The organism is Paracidovorax avenae ATCC 19860, assembly GCF_000176855.2.
GTDB lineage: Bacteria > Pseudomonadota > Gammaproteobacteria > Burkholderiales > Burkholderiaceae_C > Paracidovorax > Paracidovorax avenae.
Genome location: NC_015138.1, coordinates 5290028 through 5309510 on the forward strand (window position 1 = coordinate 5290028; position 19483 = coordinate 5309510).

General features: G+C 68.5%; 21 protein-coding genes. 11 read left to right on the forward strand and 10 right to left on the reverse strand.

Annotated elements, in window-relative coordinates:
* Positions 1-70 precede the first annotated feature (70 nt).
* From ACAV_RS22945 to sucC, 4 genes are all read right to left on the reverse strand, one after another.
* Positions 71-880, reverse strand: coding sequence for a Stp1/IreP family PP2C-type Ser/Thr phosphatase (locus ACAV_RS22945; RefSeq protein ID WP_013596962.1), 810 nt, complete (start codon positions 878-880; stop codon positions 71-73).
* Positions 881-1076: 196 nt separating this feature from the next.
* Positions 1077-1763, reverse strand: a complete 687-nt coding sequence (locus ACAV_RS22950; protein WP_013596963.1) for a TerC family protein — start codon at positions 1761-1763, stop codon at positions 1077-1079.
* A 167-nt stretch (positions 1764-1930) separates the two neighbouring features.
* Positions 1931-2827 carry a succinate--CoA ligase subunit alpha gene (sucD, locus tag ACAV_RS22955; RefSeq protein WP_011797684.1) on the reverse strand — a complete coding sequence of 299 codons (897 nt, stop codon included), beginning with the start codon at positions 2825-2827 and terminating at the stop codon, positions 1931-1933.
* A gap of 15 nt (positions 2828-2842) precedes the next feature.
* Positions 2843-4003, reverse strand: coding sequence for an ADP-forming succinate--CoA ligase subunit beta (gene sucC / locus ACAV_RS22960; protein WP_013596964.1), 1161 nt, complete (start codon positions 4001-4003; stop codon positions 2843-2845).
* A 170-nt stretch (positions 4004-4173) separates the two neighbouring features.
* On the opposite strand from sucC, the gene argC reads away from it, so the two are divergent.
* On the forward strand, positions 4174-5106 hold the full coding sequence (argC, locus tag ACAV_RS22965; RefSeq protein ID WP_013596965.1) for an N-acetyl-gamma-glutamyl-phosphate reductase: 933 nt from the start codon (positions 4174-4176) through the stop codon (positions 5104-5106).
* A 30-nt stretch (positions 5107-5136) separates the two neighbouring features.
* Here the strand turns inward: argC and dprA are convergent, their stop codons facing one another.
* Both dprA and ACAV_RS22975 read right to left on the reverse strand, forming a co-directional pair.
* Positions 5137-6348: a DNA-processing protein DprA gene (gene dprA / locus ACAV_RS22970; protein ID WP_013596966.1), complete on the reverse strand. Its 1212-nt coding sequence runs from the start codon at positions 6346-6348 to the stop codon at positions 5137-5139.
* Positions 6349-6437: 89 nt separating this feature from the next.
* On the reverse strand, positions 6438-7652 hold the full coding sequence (locus tag ACAV_RS22975) for a LysM peptidoglycan-binding domain-containing protein (protein ID WP_414692107.1): 1215 nt from the start codon (positions 7650-7652) through the stop codon (positions 6438-6440).
* Between the two features lie 219 nt (positions 7653-7871).
* Here ACAV_RS22975 and def point away from each other — a divergent pair, with 219 nt between their 5' ends.
* From def to pyrF, 7 genes are all read left to right on the forward strand, one after another.
* A complete protein-coding gene (gene def / locus ACAV_RS22980; protein WP_013596968.1) occupies positions 7872-8381 on the forward strand; it encodes a peptide deformylase in 510 nt (169 codons plus the stop codon).
* A complete protein-coding gene (locus ACAV_RS22985; RefSeq protein WP_013596969.1) occupies positions 8378-8881 on the forward strand; it encodes a membrane protein in 504 nt (167 codons plus the stop codon). Before def ends, ACAV_RS22985 begins: the two co-directional genes overlap by 4 nt.
* A gap of 40 nt (positions 8882-8921) precedes the next feature.
* Positions 8922-9911, forward strand: coding sequence for a methionyl-tRNA formyltransferase (fmt, locus tag ACAV_RS22990; RefSeq protein WP_013596970.1), 990 nt, complete (start codon positions 8922-8924; stop codon positions 9909-9911).
* A 62-nt stretch (positions 9912-9973) separates the two neighbouring features.
* Positions 9974-10774, forward strand: a complete 801-nt coding sequence (locus tag ACAV_RS22995) for an AzlC family ABC transporter permease (protein WP_035208710.1) — start codon at positions 9974-9976, stop codon at positions 10772-10774.
* Positions 10775-10805: 31 nt separating this feature from the next.
* Positions 10806-11141 (forward strand): AzlD domain-containing protein, encoded by a 336-nt coding sequence (locus ACAV_RS23000; protein WP_013596972.1) that lies wholly within the window; start codon positions 10806-10808, stop codon positions 11139-11141.
* A 103-nt stretch (positions 11142-11244) separates the two neighbouring features.
* Positions 11245-12441: a phosphoglycerate kinase gene (locus ACAV_RS23005; RefSeq protein WP_013596973.1), complete on the forward strand. Its 1197-nt coding sequence runs from the start codon at positions 11245-11247 to the stop codon at positions 12439-12441.
* A gap of 31 nt (positions 12442-12472) precedes the next feature.
* Positions 12473-13297 (forward strand): orotidine-5'-phosphate decarboxylase, encoded by an 825-nt coding sequence (pyrF, locus tag ACAV_RS23010; protein ID WP_013596974.1) that lies wholly within the window; start codon positions 12473-12475, stop codon positions 13295-13297.
* Positions 13298-13346: 49 nt separating this feature from the next.
* On the opposite strand, the gene ACAV_RS24835 is transcribed toward pyrF, so the two are convergent.
* Complete coding sequence (locus ACAV_RS24835; RefSeq protein WP_013596975.1) at positions 13347-13706, reverse strand: hypothetical protein; 360 nt, start codon at positions 13704-13706, stop codon at positions 13347-13349.
* Positions 13703-14581: a DUF6402 family protein gene (locus tag ACAV_RS24840; RefSeq protein WP_013596976.1), complete on the reverse strand. Its 879-nt coding sequence runs from the start codon at positions 14579-14581 to the stop codon at positions 13703-13705. Before ACAV_RS24840 ends, ACAV_RS24835 begins: the two co-directional genes overlap by 4 nt.
* 173 nt (positions 14582-14754) lie before the next feature.
* Between ACAV_RS24840 and ACAV_RS23015 the strand changes: the two genes are divergently transcribed.
* From ACAV_RS23015 to ACAV_RS23025, 3 genes are all read left to right on the forward strand, one after another.
* On the forward strand, positions 14755-15702 hold the full coding sequence (locus ACAV_RS23015; RefSeq protein ID WP_013596977.1) for a LysR family transcriptional regulator: 948 nt from the start codon (positions 14755-14757) through the stop codon (positions 15700-15702).
* Positions 15703-15833: 131 nt separating this feature from the next.
* On the forward strand, positions 15834-16865 hold the full coding sequence (locus tag ACAV_RS23020) for a Bug family tripartite tricarboxylate transporter substrate binding protein (RefSeq protein ID WP_013596978.1): 1032 nt from the start codon (positions 15834-15836) through the stop codon (positions 16863-16865).
* Positions 16865-17866: a M14 family metallopeptidase gene (locus ACAV_RS23025; protein WP_041829445.1), complete on the forward strand. Its 1002-nt coding sequence runs from the start codon at positions 16865-16867 to the stop codon at positions 17864-17866. The genes ACAV_RS23020 and ACAV_RS23025 overlap by 1 nt, the downstream gene beginning before the upstream one ends.
* Positions 17867-17876: 10 nt before the next feature.
* Here the strand turns inward: ACAV_RS23025 and ACAV_RS23030 are convergent, their stop codons facing one another.
* Together ACAV_RS23030 and ACAV_RS23035 are read right to left on the reverse strand one after the other, a co-directional pair.
* Positions 17877-18212, reverse strand: coding sequence for an SMR family transporter (locus ACAV_RS23030; RefSeq protein WP_013596980.1), 336 nt, complete (start codon positions 18210-18212; stop codon positions 17877-17879).
* A 46-nt stretch (positions 18213-18258) separates the two neighbouring features.
* Positions 18259-19200, reverse strand: coding sequence for an EamA family transporter (locus tag ACAV_RS23035; RefSeq protein ID WP_013596981.1), 942 nt, complete (start codon positions 19198-19200; stop codon positions 18259-18261).
* Positions 19201-19483 lie beyond the last annotated feature (283 nt).

Sequence of the window (19483 nt, forward strand, 5' to 3'; positions counted from 1 at the left end):
AGCTAGCTGGCTGGTGGGTGACTGCGCTGGTGTCCGGTCCACGCCGCGCGGATGGCGGCGAACCGGGTTCTCAATCGGTACGTAGCAACAATCGTGACACCAGGCCGCGCTTCTTCTCGCCGGCGCCGGCCCGCACCAGCAGGACGCTGATATTGTCGCGTCCGCCGCGCTCGTTGGCGGCCTCGATCATGCGTGCCGCCCGTTCGGCCAGCGGGTCGGAGGAGGCGGCCAGCGCCCGCAACTCGTCGTCGTCGAGCATGTCCGTGAGCCCGTCCGAGCACAGGATGAAGAGGTCGTCGGGCTGCACCTGGAATTCATTGACTTCCAGCGCCGCCGTGGATTCGACGCCCATCGCCCGGGTCACGAGGTTGCGGAACCCCGACAGCGCGGCCTCCTCGGGCGTGAGCAGCCCGGCGTCGATCTGTTCCTGCAGCCAGGAATGGTCCCGGGTGATCTGCTGCAGGTCGCCGTCGCGCAGGCGGTAGCAGCGCGAGTCGCCGATGTGCCCGAGCACGAGCCGGTCTTCCCGGAAGGCGGCCACCACGACGGTGGTGCCCATGCCGGCGTACTGCGCGTTGGAATGCGATGCGTCGTAGATGGCACGGTTGGCGGAGTCCACACAGGCCTCCATGGCCTGGCGGAGATCGGCCAGGGAGGCCTCGCGCCCGGCGCCCGCCAGCCATTCGGCCAGGCCCTGCCGGATCAGTTCGGTGGCCATGCGGCTGGCGACCTCGCCCGCGTTGTAGCCGCCCATGCCGTCGGCCAGCACGGCCACCTGGCCGGCCACATCGACCGTCACGGCGTCTTCGTTGTTGGAGCGGACGCGCCCCTGGTCGGTGAGGGCGCAGAACTCGTACGCCAGCGGGGACGATGCACTCATGCCCGGACCGCCTCCAGGCCGGTGGGCGGCAGCAGGCGCGCGCGCGCCTGGCGGCTGGAGCGCACCGGCATCGGCGTCATCCCTTGCGTTGCGGACATTTGCATTTCCCCATACTTTTTCCCTATGTACTCCGTGCCGCATCATAGACGAGGCACCGGGGCCGGGAGCGGGCCGGGTCACCCGCCGGGTGCCAGGGTCAGGCCGTGGCGCCGCGATGGGAGCGCAGTTGCATGAACTTGCCCACGCCGACCACGAAGGCCGCGCCCAGAGCGGCGGCGATGTAGTGGAGCGACGGATGCGCCTCGGCGAAGTCGTGCAGCGAGGCATCGCTGGCGATGGTTTCGCCGCCCACCCAGCCGATCAGGCCTGCGCCCAGCAGCACGATGACGGGGAAGCGCTCCATGAGCTTGATCATGAGGGTGCTGCCGAAGATCACGAGCGGAATGCTGATGGCCAGGCCCAGGATGAGCAGGACCATGTTGCCATGGGCCGCAGCCGCCACGGCGATGACGTTGTCCAGGCTCATCACCAGGTCGGCGATGAGGATGGTGCGCACGGCCGCCATGAGGCCCGCGTTGGCGCCGCTGGATTCCTCCTCGTCGTCGCCGTCGGTCATGAGCTGCAGGCCGATCCACAGCAGCAGGCAGCCGCCGATGATCTGCAGGAAGGACAGCTCGAGCAGCTTGGCCGCCACCACGGTGAGCGCGATCCGCAGCACCACGGCAGCGCCGGAGCCCCAGAAAATGGCCTGCTTCTGCTGGTGCGGCGGCAGCGAGCGGGCTGCCAGGGCGATGACGACGGCGTTGTCGCCCGAGAGGATGATGTTGATCCAGACGATCTTCACCAGGCCGATCCAGAAGTCGGCGGAATTCAGGAATTCCATTGCGTGTGCTCCACTGTTATGAATGCAAGAAGCGCCCGAAACATGCGTTTCGGGCGCTTCTTTTTTGGGGAACTTTCAGTGTAACGGTGAAGCCACGCACTGGCGTGCGTAGTTTTGCTTAGCCCGCTATCGGCCCGCAGCCCTTCCGGGCAGCGGAACCGAGGCCTTCACTTCAGCTGGGCCTTGAGCAGCTTGCCCAGTTCGGACGGGTTGCGCGTCACGACGAAGCCGCACTCTTCCATGATGGCGAGCTTGGCATCGGCCGTGTCGGCGCCGCCGGAGATCAGCGCGCCAGCGTGGCCCATGCGCTTGCCGGGAGGGGCGGTGACGCCGGCGATGAAGCCGACGATGGGCTTCTTCATGTTGGCCTTGCACCATTGGGCGGCTTCGGCTTCGTCCGGACCACCGATTTCGCCGATCATGATGACGGCGTCGGTGTCGGGATCGTCGTTGAAGGCCTTCATCACGTCGATGTGCTTGAGGCCGTTGATCGGATCGCCCCCGATGCCCACGGCGCTCGACTGGCCCAGGCCGACTTCGGTCAGCATGGCCACGGCTTCATAGGTCAGCGTGCCGGAGCGCGAGACCACGCCGATGCGGCCCTTGCGGTGGATGTGGCCAGGCATGATACCGATCTTGATCTCGTCGGGCGTGATCAGGCCGGGGCAGTTGGGGCCCAGCAGCAGGGTCTTCTTGCCGCCGGCGGCTTCCTTGGCCTTCATCTTGTTGCGCACTTCGAGCATGTCGCGCACGGGGATGCCTTCGGTGATGCAGATGGCCATGTCCAGGTCGGCCTCGACGGCTTCCCAGATGGCGGCCGCGGCGCCTGCGGGCGGCACGTAGATCACCGACACGGTGGCGCCGGTCTGCTGCGCGGCTTCCTTGACGCTGCCGTAGATCGGGATGTTGAAGATCGACTCGCCGGCCTTCTTCGGGTTCACGCCGGCCACGAAGCAGTTCTTGCCGTTCGCGTATTCCTGGCACTTCTCGGTGTGGAACTGGCCCGTCTTGCCCGTGATGCCTTGGGTGATGACCTTGGTGTCTTTGTTGATGTAGATCGACATGAGTGTTCTCCGGGCTTACTTGACGGCGGCGACGATCTTCGTCGCGGCTTCGGCCATGGTGTCTGCGGCGATGATGGGCAGGCCGGATTCGGCCAGCATCTTCTTGCCCAGCTCTTCGTTGGTGCCCTTCATGCGCACGACCAGCGGCACGTTCAGGTTCACGGCCTTGCAGGCGGTGATGACGCCGGTGGCGATGGTGTCGCACTTCATGATGCCGCCGAAGATGTTGACCAGGATGCCTTCGACCTTGGGGTTCTTCAGCATGATCTTGAAGGCTTCGGTGACCTTCTCGGGGGTGGCGCCGCCGCCCACGTCCAGGAAGTTGGCCGGCTCGCCGCCGAACAGCTTGATGGTGTCCATGGTGGCCATGGCCAGGCCCGCGCCGTTCACCAGGCAGCCGATGTTGCCGTCCAGGCTGATGTAGGCCAGGTCGAACTTGGAGGCTTCCACTTCGGCCGGATCTTCTTCGTCCAGATCGCGGAATGCCACGATTTCAGGATGGCGGAACAGGGCGTTGGCGTCGAAGTTGAACTTCGCGTCCAGGGCCATCAGGTTGCCCTTGGAGTCGCAGTTCAGCGGATTGATTTCCACCAGCGACGCGTCGGTTTCCATGTAGCACTTGTAGATCTTCGCGAAGATGTCCACGGCCTGGTCAACGGAGGCGCCCGTCAGGCCGATGGCGGCCGCGACCTTCTTGCTCTGCTCGGTGGTGATGCCGGCGATGGGGTCGATCATCTCGGTGACGATCTTGTCGGGCGTGGAGTGGGCCACTTCCTCGATGTCCATGCCGCCTTCGCTGGAGGCGATCAGGGCGACCTTCTGCGTGGCGCGGTCGGTGACCAGCGAGACGTAGAGTTCGTTCTTGATGTCGGCGCCGTCCTCGATGTAGAGGCGGCGGACCTTCTGGCCTTCGGGACCGGTCTGGTGCGTCTTGAGCTGCATGCCCAGGATGTCGCCGGCGAGCTTCTTCACGTCGTCGATGCTCTTGGCGACCTTGACGCCGCCGCCCTTGCCACGGCCACCGGCGTGGATCTGGGCCTTGACCACCCACACGGGGCCGCCGAGCTTCTGGGCGGCTTCCACAGCTTCCTGCACCGTGAACGCGGGAATGCCGCGGGGAACGGGCACACCAAAATTGCGCAAGATTTCCTTGCCTTGGTATTCGTGAATCTTCATGAGGTCTCTCTCAGGGGAAGGATGGTGGTAACCCGTCTGCCATGACCGGATGTCTGGCCGCGGGCGGGTGACATGGCAGCCGGCGACTGTATCATGCTGCGACGCACCATCCCCTGCGGCAGTCACGTACCCTGCTGGCTTTCCGCGCCTTCCCTTTCCAGGAGACCTCCATGGCCAAGATCTTCATCGACGGCGAAGCCGGCACCACGGGACTGCAGATCCGCGAGCGCCTGCAGGACATGCCGCAGGTGGAGCTCGTGAGCATCGCGCCGGAACTGCGCAAGGACCCCGCGGCCAAGCGCGACCTGATCGCCGGCGTGGACCTCGTGGTGCTGTGCCTGCACGACGATGCGGCGCGCGAGACCGTGGCGCTGGTGGACTCCATCGAGGCCGCCACGGGCCGCACGATCAAGGTGATCGACGCCAGCACGGCCCACCGCACGGCGCCCGGCTGGGTCTTCGGTTTTCCCGAACTGGCGCATGGGCAGCGCGACGCCGTGGCGAGCGCCACGCGCGTGGCCAACCCTGGCTGCTATGCGACCGGCGCCATCGCGCTGCTGCGCCCGCTGCTGGATGCCGGCCTGGTGCCGGCCGACTTCCCGGTCGCGCTGCCTTCGGTGAGCGGCTACACCGGAGGCGGCCGCACCATGATCGAGGCCTACGAGAAGGGCGACGCCGCGCCGTTCGAGCTCTACGCGCTGGGCCTGTCGCACAAGCACCTGCCCGAGATCATGAAGTACACCGGCCTCACGCGCCGGCCGATCTTCGTGCCGTCGGTGGGCAATTTCGCGCAGGGCATGCTGGTGCAGCTGCCCTTGCACCTGGATCTGCTGCCGGGCGCACCCAAGGGCACCGACCTGCACGAGGCGCTGGCCGCCCATTACGCCCGCAGCAACACGCCCGAGCAGTGGGTCCGGGTCCTGCCGCCCACCGAGGACGGCAAGCTCGACCCGCTGGCGCTCAACGACACCAACATGCTGGAGATCCGCGTGTTCGCGAACGAGACTCACCGGCACGCCGTGCTCGTCGCCCGCCTGGACAACCTCGGCAAGGGTGCGAGCGGCGCGGCCGTGCAGAACCTGCGGCTGATGCTGAACCTGTAACGGTGCCCCCGGGCGATCCGGGGGCGGCCCTCAGGCCAGGGCCATGCGCTGGAACAGTCCGCCCGGCAATCGGGCGACCTGCCCTTCCAGTTCCAGCTCGAGCAAAGCCACCTGCAGCCGGGACGCATCCAGCCCCGTGCGCGCCACCAGGGCATCCAGCCCCATCGGGTCGAATCCCAGCGCCTCCAGCACATCGGCGTGCGGGCCGGAAGCCGCCCGGCCCGGCGGCTCGTCATTGCCCGCCCCCGGGGGGCCGGCCGGCAGCAAAGCCGAGGATGGCGCGGCAGGCAGCCGCAGTTCCTCCAGCACGTCCTGGACGGACTCCACCAGCTTCGCACCCTGGCGGATGAGCGCATGGCAGCCGCGCGACTGCGGCGCATGGATGGAGCCGGGGATGGCGAACACTTCGCGCCCCTGCTCCGACGCCAGCCGCGCCGTGACGAGCGAACCGGAGGCCAGGGCGGCCTCCACCACCAGCGTTCCCTGCGAAAGTCCGGCGATGATGCGGTTGCGCCGGGGGAAATTCGCGGCCAGGGGCGGCGTGCCGAGCGGGTACTCGCTCACCACCACGCCCTGGCGGGCGATGCGGTGGGCCAGATCACGGTGGCGGGCTGGATAGACACGGTCCAGCCCGGTTCCGACCACGGCGATGGTGCAGGGGGCGGAGTCGCCTCCATCCGGGGCCGGGCCGGCCTCCAGGGCGCCTTCGTGCGCGGCGGCATCGATGCCGAGCGCCAGCCCCGAGACGACGCACAGGCCCGCGTCGCGCAGCGCCCGCCCGAACTGGCGGGCGTTCTCTGCGCCCTGCGCGGTCGGGTTGCGGCTGCCGACGATCGCCAGGCAGCGCTCCAGAGGCCAGCGCGACGGGCCGTCCCCGTCCAGCCAGCGCGAGGCGCCGAGCAGGTGCAGCAGCAGTGGGGGGTCTTCGGTGGCGAGCAGGGCCGCGGGGTAGGCCGCATCGCCCAGCGACACGATGCGCCGCACGGGCGCACCCTCATCGCCTGCGGGCTCCGCCGTGTGGAGCCATTGCCAGGTGGCATCCTCCAGCGCGGCCAGGCCCGGCGGGACGGCGCACAGCGCTTTCGCCTGCGCAGATGTGGCGAGCGCCGCCAGGGCGCCCTCCGGCTGCTGGAAGATCTGCTGCGGCAGGCCGAAGGCAGCCAGCAGCCGCCGCGCCGTGCCCGGGCCCACGCCGGGGGTGAGCATGAGGCGCAGCCATGCGGAAAGTTCGTCGCGTTGCATGCGGCGAGCATAGCGGTGCGACGCCACTGCCGCGTTACTTTGGCCGCTGGCCGGGCCACCAGGGCCCCATGCCGGGCCTGTAGCGGCCCTTACTGCGGATTCACGAGGCGGTCGCCCACGCGCACGCCCTGCCGCACCTGCAGGAGCAGCGCGTACGAGACCCGGTCGAAGGTGCGGAAGACCATGGCCGTGCCATTGGCCTCGCTGGGCAGTTTGATGGTGCTGCGGTCCGGATCGGTCTTGTCCAGGATGCGCTCGCCCTTGGTGAGCACGGTCAGCACGAGTCCCGGCTGCATGCCGTCCCGGGTGCCGCGGTTGATCGCGACCACCTGGTTCTGCGCCGCATAGGCGACGGCCGCGCTGCCGTAGATGGACACGACGCGCGCATCCACGGGGAACTGGGGTGCCTGCGGCGTATAGCTCGTGTAGCCGCGCTCCGGGGCGGGCAGCAGGCGGTCGCCGAAACGGATCTCTTCCTTCGCGCCGGACAGGTCGATGGTGGCGGGGACGGGGTCCGTCCGGGTGCCACCGTCGGGCGTGCGGGTTTCTTCAGTGGCTTCGCCGCGCACCAGGTCCGCCCGGGCGACGTACTGGGCCTCGTAGCCCAGGATTTCGCCGGTCTCGGGATCCTTCATCGGGACGGCATTGCGGAACACGCGGTACTGGCGCGGCACGCCAGGGTCGAGGCGCAGGGGCCGCCCGGCCGGGCCGCGCACATAGGCGCGGTCGCCATTGGCCATGAGCACGCGTTCGTCCACCGTGGCCACGATGCGCGGGGTCTGGGACAGGGTCAGCTCGTCCACCACCAGGGGCTCGACCAGGAAGGGCTCGATGAGGTGCGGGGACAGCGTGGGCAGGGCCGTGCCGGCGAGGCTATCCGTGCGGGTGCGGGGCGAGACGCGGACGGTTTCCGGGTCGCCGTCCGTGCCGCCGCGGGCGGTGCGCAGACGCGCATAGCCGTCCACCTTCTCGAGGTAGAGGGTCTGGCCCGGGAAGATCAGGTGCGGATTGGGGATGGCCTGCAGGTTCATGCCCCAGAGTTCGGGCCAGCGCCAGGGGCGCAGCAGGTACATGCCCGAGATGCCCCAGAGCGTGTCGCCGCGCTTGACGACGTAGGTGTCGGGCGCGTTGGGCGCCAGTTCGGCGAGCGGCACGCCGCGCGAGGCCACCTGCTGGGCCGTGGCGCGCTGCCCGGCCGTGACGGGATAGTTCTGCGCATGCCCGGCCAGCGGGGCCGCGATGGCCGCAGCGGCGAGCGCGAGCGCGCCCAGGGCCGGTGCCCGCAGGCGGTTGGATGCATTCATGTTCTGGATCCCGTTGCTCTTGCTCTTGTCAGCACACATCGCTAAGCGCCCCTCGCTGGCAGCGGGCCGTCTTGCTGGTGACAAAACTTGCCGGCCGATACGTTACAAATCATCAAGGATTCTGGCCTCAAGCCCCGGATCGGGCAATGATTATTGCCACCGCCCCCAGCGGCGCGGCGCGAAAGTGGCGAAAATAGCGACATCTTCGTCCGTTGTCCCATGGCCCTCCTTCCCATCCTCTGCTATCCCGATCCCCGCCTGCACAAGGTGGCCCAGCCCGTCCAGGCGGTGGACGACCGCGTGCGCGCGCTGCTGGACGACATGCTCGAGACCATGTACGACGCGCAGGGCATCGGGCTGGCGGCCACGCAGGTGGACGTCCACGAGCGGATCATCACCATCGACGTGTCCGAGGACCGCGACACGCCCCTGGTGCTGATCAACCCGGAGATCCTCTGGGCCAGCGAGGACAAGCAGGTCGGCGAGGAAGGCTGCCTGTCCGTCCCCGGCATCTACGACGGGGTGGAGCGCTCGTCCGCCGTGCGCGTGCAGGCCCTCGACGCGCAGGGGCAGTCCCGCGTCATCGAGGCCGAAGGCCTGCTGGCCATCTGCATCCAGCACGAGATGGACCACCTGCTGGGCAAGGTATTCGTCGAATACCTCTCTCCTCTCAAGCGCACGCGCATCAAGACCAAGATGCTCAAGCAGCAGCGGGGTGCCCGGGCATGATCGCCCGCACGGCCACGTTCTGGCGCCGCGCCGCGGCGGCATGCCTGGCCGTGCTGCTGGCCGCCTGCGCGTCGCCCGACTTCCTGCGGCCGGGCGCGCAGCGCAGCGAGGTGCTGCGCGAACTGGGCCAGCCCTACTTTTCCTCGACGCTGCCCGGTGGCGGCGAGCGCATGGTCTATACCACCCAGCCCATGGGGCGGCAGGTCTTCCACCTCGATTTCGACGCGCAGGGCCGCCTCGTGCACCGCGAGCAGGTCCTCACCTTCCAGAACCTCGCCGGGATTCCCGCCGGCACGCCGGTCGAGGAGGTGCGCCGCTTCTTCGGCCCGCCGATGCGCGTGGAGCAGGTGGCCCGCTTCGACGGCGACATCTGGACCTACCGTTTTCTCGACGACATCAACACGCGCCGCTTCGCACACGTGCACATCGACCGCCAGGGCGTGGTGCGCAAGGTGATGTTCACCGACGAGCCCGATCCGCGCGAGTGGCGCGCTTTCTGACCGACCGGCGCCCCTGCGGGGCGCGCCTTTTTCCGTTGCCATGAAGATCATTTTTGCGGGCACGCCCGAGTTCGCCCGGGTGGCCCTGGAGCGCCTGCTTGCCGCAGGTGCCGAAGTCCCCCTCGTGCTCACCCAGCCCGACCGCCCCGCCGGCCGGGGCATGAAGCTGCAGGCGTCGCCCGTCAAGCAGTGCGCGCTGGCCCACGGCGTTGCCGTGGCGCAGCCGCGCGGGCTGCGGCTGGACGGCAAATACGCCGAGGATGCCGCTGCCGCGCGCGCCGCGCTGGAGGCGGCCGGGGCCGACGCCATGGTGGTCGCGGCCTACGGCCTGATCCTGCCGCAGTGGGTGCTGGACCTGCCCCGGCTGGGCTGCCTGAACATCCATGCGAGCCTGCTGCCGCGCTGGCGCGGCGCGGCGCCGATCCACCGCGCCATCGAGGCGGGCGACGCCGAGACGGGCGTGACCATCATGCAGATGGATGCCGGCCTGGACACGGGGGCCATGCTGCTCGTCGAAAGAACGCCCATCGCTGCGCGCGAGACCACGGCCACGCTGCACGACCGGCTGGCCGAGCTGGGCGGCCGGCTGATCGTGGAGGCCATGGAGCTGGCGGCCTGCGGCGGCCTGCCGGCCACGCCCCAGCCGGCCGAAGGCGTGACCTACGCGCACAAGATCGAGAAGGCCGAAAGCGCCATCGACTGGAAGCTGTCCGCCGCGGCGATCGACCGGCGCGTGCGCGCGTTCGATCCGTTCCCCGGCGCCTCGACGCAGTGCGGCGCCGAGACCATCAAGGTCTGGGGATGCGAGCCGCTGCAGGCGGTGGCACCGGACGGCGCACGGCCCGGGGAGATCCTGCAGGTGGACGAGGCCGGCGTGGCCGTGGCCTGCGGAGGGCCCGGCGCGGCGGATGGCGTGCTGCGCCTCACGGTGCTGCAGCGCGCGGGCGGCAAGCGGCTGCCGGTGGGTGACTTCCTGCGTGGCCATCCGCTGGTGCCGGGCATGGTGCTCGGCGGCGAGGCCGGCGCATGAGCCTGCCTGGGGACGCGACACCCACCGAACCGCCCTGCGCCGTGCCGCAATCGGCGGGAGAGATGGTGCGGCATCCGTTTTTCCGCACCGGCATGACCGACATGATCGGCACCAGCGTGGGCATCGGCGCCTGGGGACTGGTGACCGGGGTGGCGATGGTCAAGAGCGGCATGCCCGTGGGACTGGCGATTTTCATGTCGCTCACCGTCTATGCAGGCAGCGCCCAGCTCACCGTGCTGCCGCTGCTCGCCGCGGGGGCGCCGCTGTGGGTGATGTGGCTCGCGGCCTCGTGCGTGAACCTGCGGTTCGTCATCTTCAGCAGCATGTGGCGCAGCTATTTCGCCTGGCTGCCGCGACGCCAGCGGCTGGCGGTGGGATATTTCAGCGGCGACGTGATTTTCGTCGCGTTCATGAAGCGCTTCCCCCGCCCTGCGCCGCAGGCCGAGCAGGTGCCGTATTTCTGGGGCGCGGCGGTGCTCAACTGGTGCTCCTGGCAGATTCCGTCCATCGCCGGCATCCTGCTCGCGAACGTGGTGCCGCTGTCGTGGGGCCTGGGCTTCGCGGGCGTGCTGGCGCTGCTGGGCGTGCTGCTGTCCATGCTCTTCGACCGCGCCACCTGGATCGCCACCGGCGTGGCGATGACGGCGGCGATCGCCGCGTTCTCGCTGCCGCTCAAGCTCAACATCCTGGTCGCGATCGCGGCCGCCGTGGCCGCCGGGCTGATGATCGAGGCGGCCGACCGCCACCTGCGGCGCAGGCCGGAGGTGCGGCTCGTGCCTGCGCACGGCACGCTGCGGCCGGACGAGAAGAAGCACGTGCAGGACGGCGACGTGGTGCCGTTGCGCGAGGAGGACCATCCATGAACGGCGCAGGGCAGCGCGCGGGGGCGGCGGCATGAACGCCTCGGTGACGGAGATCGTGGTGGCGACCGTGGGGCTGGCGCTCATCACGCTCATCACGCGTGCCTTCTTCATGATTCCCGAGAAGGAGCTCCCGATGCCCGACTGGCTCAAGCGCGGGCTCAAGTACGCCCCGCTCGCGGCGCTGGCCGCGGTGCTCGCGCCGGAGCTTTTCATGGCGGACGGCGAATTCATCGGGACCCTGCAGGACGCCCGGCTGCCGGCCATGGCCTGCGCCGCGGCCTACTATTTCTGGCGCCACGGCATCCTGGGCACGATCTGCGTGGGCATGGCGGTCTATCTGCCGCTGCACATCGGCCTGGGCTGGTAGGTAGCGCGCTCCGCGCGCCTACAATCCCTCGCAGTTTTTTCGCCCCAGCCCGCCCGCGTGCCACTCCTGGTGGCCGGCCGGGCTTTCCACACCCTTCCAGCCCATGCAAATCCTTCGCTTTTCCGACCTTTGCGCCCAAGGCCAGGCCCGCGGCCAGCGCGTGTTCATCCGCGCCGATCTGAACGTGCCCCAGGACGACGACGGCCGCATCACCGAAGACACGCGCATCCGCGCATCCGTGCCGTGCATCCGGATGGCGCTGGACGCGGGCGCCGCGGTGATGGTGACGAGCCACCTCGGCCGTCCCACGGAAGGCACGCTCACGCCCGCGGATTCGCTTGCCCCCGTGGCGGCACGCCTGTCGGAACTGCTCGGCTGCGAGGTGCCCCTGGTCGCCGACTGGGTGGACGGCGTGCAGGTGCAGCCCGGCCAGGTCGTGCTGCTGGAGAACTGCCGCGTGAACGTGGGCGAGAAGAAGAACAAGCCCGAGCTGGCGCAGAAGATGGCCAAGCTCTGCGACATCTACGTGAACGACGCCTTCGGCACCGCGCACCGCGCCGAGGGCACGACCTACGGCATCGCCGAGTACGCGAAGGTGGCCTGCGCCGGCCCGCTGCTGTCCGCAGAGATCGATGCCATCGGCAAGGCGCTGGCCCAGCCCGCGCGGCCGCTGGCCGCCATCGTGGCAGGCAGCAAGGTTTCCACCAAGCTGACCATCCTCAAGAGCCTGTCCGACAAGGTGGACCAGCTCATCGTGGGCGGGGGCATCGCCAACACCTTCATGCTGGCCGCGGGCCTGTCGATCGGCAAGAGCCTGGCCGAGCCCGACCTGGTGGACGAGGCCCGGGCCGTGATCGAGGCCATGAAGGCGCGCGGCGCCGAGGTGCCGATTCCCACCGACGTGGTGGTCGCCAAGACCTTCTCGGCCGATGCGCCCGCCACCGTCAAGGCCGCCACCGACGTGGCCGACGACGACCTGATCCTGGACATCGGCCCGCAGACGGCCGCGAAGCTGGCCGCCCAGCTCAAGGCCGCGGGCACCATCGTCTGGAACGGCCCGGTGGGCGTGTTCGAGTTCGCCGCCTTCGAGAACGGCACCAAGGCCATCGCTCAGGCCATCGCCGAATCGCCGGCCTTCAGCATCGCCGGCGGCGGAGACACGCTGGCCGCCATCGCGAAGTACGGCATCGAGAAGCAGGTGGGCTACATCTCCACCGGCGGCGGTGCCTTCCTGGAAGTGCTGGAGGGCAAGCAACTGCCAGCCTTCGAGATCCTGCAAAAGCGCGCCAGCGCCGCGTGAGCTGCCTGCGACCACCCGACGATTGGCGGCCATGACCTTCCTCGAACAACTGCGGGATGCCACCGCGCGCAACGGCTCCCTGCTCTGCGTGGGCCTGGACCCCGAACCCGCGCGCTTTCCCGCCGGCCTGCGTGGCGATGCCGGCCGCATCTACGACTTCTGCGCGGCGATCGTCGATGCCACGGCCGACCTCGCCTGTGCCTTCAAGCCGCAGATCGCGTATTTCGCGGCGCACCGCGCGGAAGAGCAGCTCGAGCGCCTCATGCGGCACATGCGCGCCACGGCACCGCACGTGCCGGTGATCCTGGATGCCAAGCGCGGCGACATCGGCTCCACGGCCCAGCAGTACGCGATCGAGGCGTTCGAGCGCTACGGCGCCGACGCGGTGACGCTCTCGCCCTTCATGGGCTTCGACTCCATCGAGCCCTACCTGGCCTACCACGGCAAGGGTGCCTTCCTGCTGTGCCGCACCTCCAACCCGGGCGGCGACGACCTGCAGAGCCAGCGCCTGGCGAGCGTGGACGGGCAGCCGCTGCTGTTCGAGCACATTGCACGGCAGGCCCAGGGCCCCTGGAACCGCAACGGCCAGCTGGGCCTCGTGGTGGGTGCGACCTACCCGGCCGAGATCGAGCGCGTGCGCGCCCTCGCCCCGACGCTGCCGCTGCTCATCCCGGGCGTGGGCGCCCAGGGCGGCGATGCGGCGGCCACGGTGCGCGCCGGCCTGCGGCCGGACGGCCCGATCGTCGTGAACTCCTCGCGCGCCATCCTGTATGCGAGCGCGGACGAGGGCTTCGCCGCTGCGGCGCGGCAGGCGGCGCAGGCCACGCGCGCTGCGTTGAACGCGGCGCGGGGCTGAAAAGCAAAACCGGCAGCCCAGGCATGAAAGCCGGGCTGCTGCAGCGACCTTACGGTCGCACGGCCAATGGCTCAGGGTCCGTGTCGGACCCGAAACTTACCGACTTGCAGTCTTGCGACCATCGCGGCCGCACCATGGCGCTTTCTGAGAAATCCGAGCGGTCCAGCAATGTGCCATTGCCGTCCACCAACTGCACAAAACCGGCGCCGCTTTTATATTGAAAAGCCTCCACTCGATATGGCCCCGCGGCGCACGTGTCCACGAAAATTTGCGAAGCTTCAGGTTTGGCAATGTATATTCCGACAAACAAGCCGAAGCACGACACTGCAGCAACAAGAAGCCATTTCACCGGATAATCAAATGGTATTTTCATGTGGCAATATTTTATCGTGAAATTCATGCCAATCATGGGAAGCTCTTCTGCAGCGGCACAGCAAGTTTCTCGCGCCGAACATCCGAAAAAACCAGAAAATCCGCTCCAAAGCCCTTTTGCGACCGCCATTCATTGAAACTCCTGTTTTCCACCATCGACAAACCCCTTCCTGGCAATTTGCGAACGCCAGCCATCCCCCAATAACCCAGAGGCTGGCTCCCAGAAAAATCATAGGAATCGCGAATGTAAAACAAAAGCTCTTCCACACAAACCGTGTGAATTGTTTTTGCCCCTCTCTTCGAGGGGACGACACGCCCTCGACCAGAAACATGCAAGGTGAATGCCCCCAAAGCACAGTACAGGTCGTCAAGAGGATCTGCAAGTTTTTCCCAGCGATTGGATGAAACCGGCCGGGCATTCATATGAGAAGAATCAATAAGTGCCAAAGAGGATGCCATGTCGCCAAATCTGGTTTCATGGGAGGCAATCTTTCCATCCAGCGCCAGACATCGGTACAACTCATCCCACGACAATTTCGCACTTTTCTCAGAGGAGAGGCCTAGAACTGCAGACTTGAGATCACCATAGACTGCTTGCGTCCGGGCAAATTGCATAGCCCATTTCATGGAAACTGTGCTGCTATCTATATAACTTCCCGGAAGGTCCATGTGCCGTATTCCGTAGCCTCTTTTCCACCGATCTGGCAACAAGAAAGCAGAACCACGAAACCATCGGCGCATCAGCGCAGCCCCGATACTGAAGCCCTTTCGATCCATTACTTCAGGAATTTCCGTCAACTGCAGATCGCGAAAGCAAGCGGCCGCTGGATAAGACCCTGAGAGAGCAATCGGCGGCACCACGATTCTGCTGCCTGCGAGGAATGCATCCTGCGCAAATTCGTTCAATGACATACCTGGCCTTTATTCTTAATACAAGAACTTGATTAATATTGGCAATCATAATCAGTCGAAAATAAGCCTCCACAAATATCCGTTATTCAATGGATAAAATTAAATCGTGATAACGTTAGAATGCCATTCCGAAACCGGCTCGCCGCCGCGCCTGAACATTCACGAATTACGTTATGCAACTCAAATGGGTGGAAGACTTCATCGCGCTGGCGCGCGAGCGCAGCTTCACGCGTGCTGCCGAGCAGCGGCATGTCACGCATCCCGCGTTCGGACGGCGCATTCGTGCACTGGAGGCTTGGGCCGGCACGGCCCTGGTCGAACGCGGCAGTGCGGAAGCGGAGCAGGACCCGGGCCCGCTCCGTAGCCGCGGCGGTGCGGGTGGGCCGGTACGGCTGACCGCGGCGGGCACGGCCTTTCTCGCGACGGCCGAGCAGCTGGCGCGCGAGCTTTCGCAATCGCAGGAAGAGTTGCGCGCCATCGCCGGCCGGCAGGCGCGGTCGGTCACCATCGCCACGGGCCGCACGCTGGCGCGCACGGCGCTGGCGGATGCACTCCCGCGGCTGCGGCCAGTCCTGCAGTCCGCAGAGCTGCGGGTGGTGACCAACGGGCTGGCACAGACGGTGGAGATGCTGGAGCGCGGCGAGGCGGATTTCTGGCTGGGCTACCACCATGCCGCGCTCGAAGTGCGGCTGGACGGGCGTTCGTACGCGCACGCCACGCTCGCATCCGACAAGCTCGTGCCTGTATCGCGCGCGGATGCCCAGGGGCTGCCGCGGCACGCGCTGGCTTCGTCGGGCCCGGCCGTGCCCTACCTTGCCTATGCCGATACGCTGGCGCTCGGCCGCCTGGTGGAAGACCTGCTGGCCCGGCACCCGCTGGCGCCACGGCTGCGCCGCATCATCGAATGCGACTCGGCCGACGCGCAATACGAGTATGTGCACCGCGGGCTGGGCGTGGCCTGGCTGCCGTGGTCCATGGTGCGGGCCGACTGCCAGGCCGGAAGGCTCGCGCCGGCTGGCGAGCGCCGCCTGGAACTGCGGTTCGATGTGCGCCTGGTGCGGCCCAAGCGCCGGCTCACCAATGCCGCCGAGGCGGTCTGGCAGGCCCTCGCGCGCTCCTGACGGTCGGGCGGCTGCGGCATCACGGTGCCGAATCGGCACGGGCTGGTGCCCATTCAGCACCGTGCAGCTGCACGCGGCTCCCACAATCGGCCCACCCCTGCACATACCCTACCGCCCACGGAGATCGTCCCATGTCCTCATTCCGCCCCTTCCAGGCCAGTGGCCCGGGCTGCAGCCAGCCCCGCGCCGGCCGCCGCCGCGCTCTCGCCCTGCTCGCCCCGCTGGCGCTGGCCGCCATGGCCGGGCTGCAGCCCGCCCTTGCACAGGACGCCTGGCCCGCGCGGCCCATCACCCTGGTCGTGGGCTATCCGCCCGGCGGCAGCACGGACCTGACGGCCCGCACCCTGGGGCCGGAACTGTCCTCGCGCCTGGGCGTGCCGGTCGTGATCGAGAACCTCGGCGGCGCCGGTGGCGCGATCGGCGCGCAGAAGGTGGCCAGCAGCGCGCCCGACGGCTACACGCTGCTGCTGGGCGCGAGCAACGAGATCGCCATCAACCGGCTCGTCACGAAAAAGGTCAAATACGACGTCAAGGATTTCACCGCGCTGGCGCTGGTGGCCTCGCAGCCGCTGGTGCTGGTGGCGTCCGCCGGCTCGGGGGTGAAGAACGCCGCCGATTTCGTGCAGCGCGTGCGCTCGCAGCCGGGCAAGACCAGCTACGGCAGCTCGGGCGTGGGCACCTCGCTGCACCTGGCCGGCGAGATGGTCAAGGAGCAGGGCCAGCTCTTCATGACGCACATCCCCTACCGCGGCGTGGCGCCGCTCACCACCGACCTGCTGGGCAACAACATCGAGTTCGGGGTGTTCGTGCTCTCCAGCGCCCTGCCCTACATCCGCAGCGGGAAGCTGGTCGCGATGGGCACGACGGAGGCGCGCCGCTCGGCCATCACGCCCGACATTCCGGCGCTGGCCGAAGTGCCGCAGTTCAGGAACGTGGACATCAACGTGTGGTTCGCGCTCATGGGTCCGGCCCACCTGCCGCGCCCGGTCGCCGAGAAGCTGCGCAAGGCCACGCTGGACGCACTGCAGTCGCAGGACTTCCGCAGGAAGATGGAGGCCAGCGGATCGGTCGTGGCGTCCCCGTCGGTCGATCCCGATGCGTTCGTGGCCTCCGAAGTGGCCAAGTACCGCAAGATTGTCCAATTCGCGAAGATCGAGGAATGATGCAGCAACCCAACGACACCGCCGCCGCGCCCCTGCGCTTCGAACTGCCCCAGCCCGACATCGGCGCCTGGCGTGCCGGCAACACGGGCACCGAGGGCGTCTGGCGCTTCGATTCCGGCGTGCCCGGACCGGACGTGCTGATCACCGCGCTCGTGCACGGCAACGAGCTGTGCGGCGCCTGGGCGCTGCGCGACCTGCTGGAGGCCGGCATCCGCCCCGGGGCGGGCCGGCTCACCCTGGCGTTCTGCAACCTGGCGGCCTTCGACCGCTTCGACCCGCAGGACCACGACGCTTCGCGCTTCGTGGACCAGGACATGAACCGCCAGTGGAGCGACGACCGCCTGGATGCCGCGGACACGCAGGAGCGCCGCCGCGCCGCCGCGCTGCGCCCTTTCGTGCGCGAAGCCGGCTGGCTGCTCGATCTGCACTCCATGCACGAACCCGGTGCGCCGCTGCTCCTGACCGGCACGCATGCGCGCAACCAGGCACTGGCGCGGCGCATGGGCGCGCCCGAGTACGTGGTGGCCGACGCCGGCCACCAGGACGGCGTGCGCATGCGCGACTACGGCCGCTTCGGCCGCCCGGATGCCGAGGAAGCGGGCACCGACGGCACGCGCTCGCTGCTCATCGAGTGCGGTTTCCATGGCGACCCGGCCAGCCGTACCGTGGCGCGCGACCAGTGCGTGCGGTTCCTGGAAGCGGCTGGCTCGCTGGACGCGGCCACGCTGGCGCGGGCGCTGCCGGGCTGGCGGCAGCCCGATGCGCCGCGGCAGTGGGTGCTGGAAGTGACCGGCCCGGTCGTGGCGCGCAGCAGCGGCTTCCGCTTCACGCGGCCCGTGGCGGCACTGGACGTGATCCCCCAGGCGGGCACGGTGATCGGCGACAACGACGGCGAGCCCGTCGCCACGCCCTATGACGACTGCGTGCTGGTGATGCCTTCCACGCGCCAGGCCCGCGCGGGCGTGACCGTGGTGCGCTTCGCGCGGCGGCGACTGCTGTAATCGCTGCGCATCAGTGGCCTGCCGTGCGGGAGAACAGGTTGATCACCAGCACGCCCGCCAGGATCAGCCCCATGCCGGCCAGCGCGGGGGCGTCCAGCCGCTGGCCGTAGGCCAGCCAGCCGATGGCCGAGACGAGCACGATGCCCACGCCGGACCAGATGGCATAGGCGATGCCCGTGGGAATCGCCTGCAGGGTGAGCGACAGGAAATAGAACGACACGCCGTAGCCGGCCACGGTGATCAGGCTGGGCACGGGCCGGGAGAAGCCGTCCGAGGCCTTGAGGAAGGAGGTCGCGAGGACCTCGGCGCCGATCGCGATCGCAAGGTAGAGGTGGTGGATGCCCATGCCACCGATTGGACACCGGACTGCGAAAGTGGCGTGGGCCTGGGGCCTATCGCCGCCGCGCCGCGGCCCAGCGCGGCCCCAGCACCACGCAAGCGAGTGCGGCCACGATCGCCGCGATGCCGGCCCACTGCCACGCCGAGACGGTTTCACCCAGCACCAGCATGCCGGCGGACAGGCCCACGACCGGCACGGCGAGGCTGAACGGCGCCACGCGATTGGCCGGATAGCGCGTGAGCAGCCCGGTCCAGAGGCCGTAGCCCAGGATGGTGGCCGCCCAGCCGAGGTAGGCGACGGCGCCCCAGGCCAGCCAGGGCAGCGCGGCCCAGGCATCGACCTGCAGCCAGCGCGGAGCATCGGCATCGAAGGCGGCGGACAGCGCCACGAAAGGCAGGATGGGCACGAGGCTGCTCCAGGCCACGAAGGCCAGGGGCCGGTAGCCCGGCGACTCCTGCTGGGCCTTGCGCGCCACGATGTTCGATGCGGCCCAGGACGCGGCGCCGCAGAGCGCGAGCCCCACGCCTGCCAGGGTCACGCCGTCCGAAACCGTTCCGGGCGCGGCGAAATGCATGCCGAAGCAGGCCAGGCCCAGCGCGGCCAGGCCCAGCCCGACGAGCAGCGGCCGGCCCGGCCGCTCGTGCAGCAGCAGGAAGGCCCAGAACGCAGTGAAGAAGACCTGGGTCTGCAGCAGCACGCTCGCCAGCGCCGCGGTCAGCCCCACGCGCAGGGCGAGGAAGACCATGCCGAACTGCCCCACCCCCTGGAAGAGCCCGTAGAGCACCACCCAGCGCCAGCGCACGGCGGGTGGCCGCAGGAAGAACACGAGCGGCAGGGCCGCGAACACGTAGCGCATGGCGCCCAGCTGGAACGGGGTGAAGGAGCGCAATCCCCATTTCATGGCGACGAAGTTGACGCCCCAGAGCACGACGACCGCCAGCGCCGCCAGCAGATCGCGCGGGGCCAGCGGCGCGGATTGCGGCCCGGCGCTCACCGGCGGCTCCCGCAACCGCCGCCGGCAGTGCGGGCCTTCGCGGACGTGGCGTGTGGCTGCGCTGGAAGCGGTGTGGCGGGGAGAGACGCAGGCAGGAAAGGCATGGGCAACCGGGGAAGGATGGGAAAAGGAAGGGGAGCGCAACTGTCGCGTTGCAAGGTTGGCGGCTTCAGGGATTATGAAGATGGCGCCGACTTGATGCCGGTCAATTTTTCCGCCCCCCGGCATACCATTTGCGTGGGGTGTGTTTCACAATTGCTTACGCACGGTGGCGAAGCGCCGG

Excerpts from the sequence above, each read along its gene's own strand:
- argC (WP_013596965.1), top strand. The coding sequence starts at position 4,174 with ATGGCCAAGATCTTCATCGACGGCGAAGCCGGCACCACGGGACTGCAG.
- sucC (WP_013596964.1), bottom strand. The coding sequence starts at position 4,003 with ATGAAGATTCACGAATACCAAGGCAAGGAAATCTTGCGCAATTTTGGT.
- ACAV_RS22950 (WP_013596963.1), bottom strand. The coding sequence starts at position 1,763 with ATGGAATTCCTGAATTCCGCCGACTTCTGGATCGGCCTGGTGAAGATC.
- ACAV_RS22995 (WP_035208710.1), top strand. The coding sequence starts at position 9,974 with ATGGTGCGGCATCCGTTTTTCCGCACCGGCATGACCGACATGATCGGC.
- ACAV_RS22985 (WP_013596969.1), top strand. The coding sequence starts at position 8,378 with ATGATCGCCCGCACGGCCACGTTCTGGCGCCGCGCCGCGGCGGCATGC.
- def (WP_013596968.1), top strand. The coding sequence starts at position 7,872 with ATGGCCCTCCTTCCCATCCTCTGCTATCCCGATCCCCGCCTGCACAAG.
- sucD (WP_011797684.1), bottom strand. The coding sequence starts at position 2,827 with ATGTCGATCTACATCAACAAAGACACCAAGGTCATCACCCAAGGCATC.
- pyrF (WP_013596974.1), top strand. The coding sequence starts at position 12,473 with ATGACCTTCCTCGAACAACTGCGGGATGCCACCGCGCGCAACGGCTCC.
- ACAV_RS23030 (WP_013596980.1), bottom strand. The coding sequence starts at position 18,212 with ATGGGCATCCACCACCTCTACCTTGCGATCGCGATCGGCGCCGAGGTC.
- ACAV_RS24840 (WP_013596976.1), bottom strand. The coding sequence starts at position 14,581 with ATGTCATTGAACGAATTTGCGCAGGATGCATTCCTCGCAGGCAGCAGA.
- ACAV_RS22945 (WP_013596962.1), bottom strand. The coding sequence starts at position 880 with ATGAGTGCATCGTCCCCGCTGGCGTACGAGTTCTGCGCCCTCACCGAC.
- ACAV_RS23015 (WP_013596977.1), top strand. The coding sequence starts at position 14,755 with ATGCAACTCAAATGGGTGGAAGACTTCATCGCGCTGGCGCGCGAGCGC.
- dprA (WP_013596966.1), bottom strand. The coding sequence starts at position 6,348 with ATGCAACGCGACGAACTTTCCGCATGGCTGCGCCTCATGCTCACCCCC.
- ACAV_RS24835 (WP_013596975.1), bottom strand. The coding sequence starts at position 13,706 with ATGATTGGCATGAATTTCACGATAAAATATTGCCACATGAAAATACCA.
- ACAV_RS23000 (WP_013596972.1), top strand. The coding sequence starts at position 10,806 with ATGAACGCCTCGGTGACGGAGATCGTGGTGGCGACCGTGGGGCTGGCG.
- ACAV_RS23025 (WP_041829445.1), top strand. The coding sequence starts at position 16,865 with ATGCAGCAACCCAACGACACCGCCGCCGCGCCCCTGCGCTTCGAACTG.
- ACAV_RS22975 (WP_414692107.1), bottom strand. The coding sequence starts at position 7,652 with ATGAATGCATCCAACCGCCTGCGGGCACCGGCCCTGGGCGCGCTCGCG.
- fmt (WP_013596970.1), top strand. The coding sequence starts at position 8,922 with ATGAAGATCATTTTTGCGGGCACGCCCGAGTTCGCCCGGGTGGCCCTG.
- ACAV_RS23020 (WP_013596978.1), top strand. The coding sequence starts at position 15,834 with ATGTCCTCATTCCGCCCCTTCCAGGCCAGTGGCCCGGGCTGCAGCCAG.
- ACAV_RS23005 (WP_013596973.1), top strand. The coding sequence starts at position 11,245 with ATGCAAATCCTTCGCTTTTCCGACCTTTGCGCCCAAGGCCAGGCCCGC.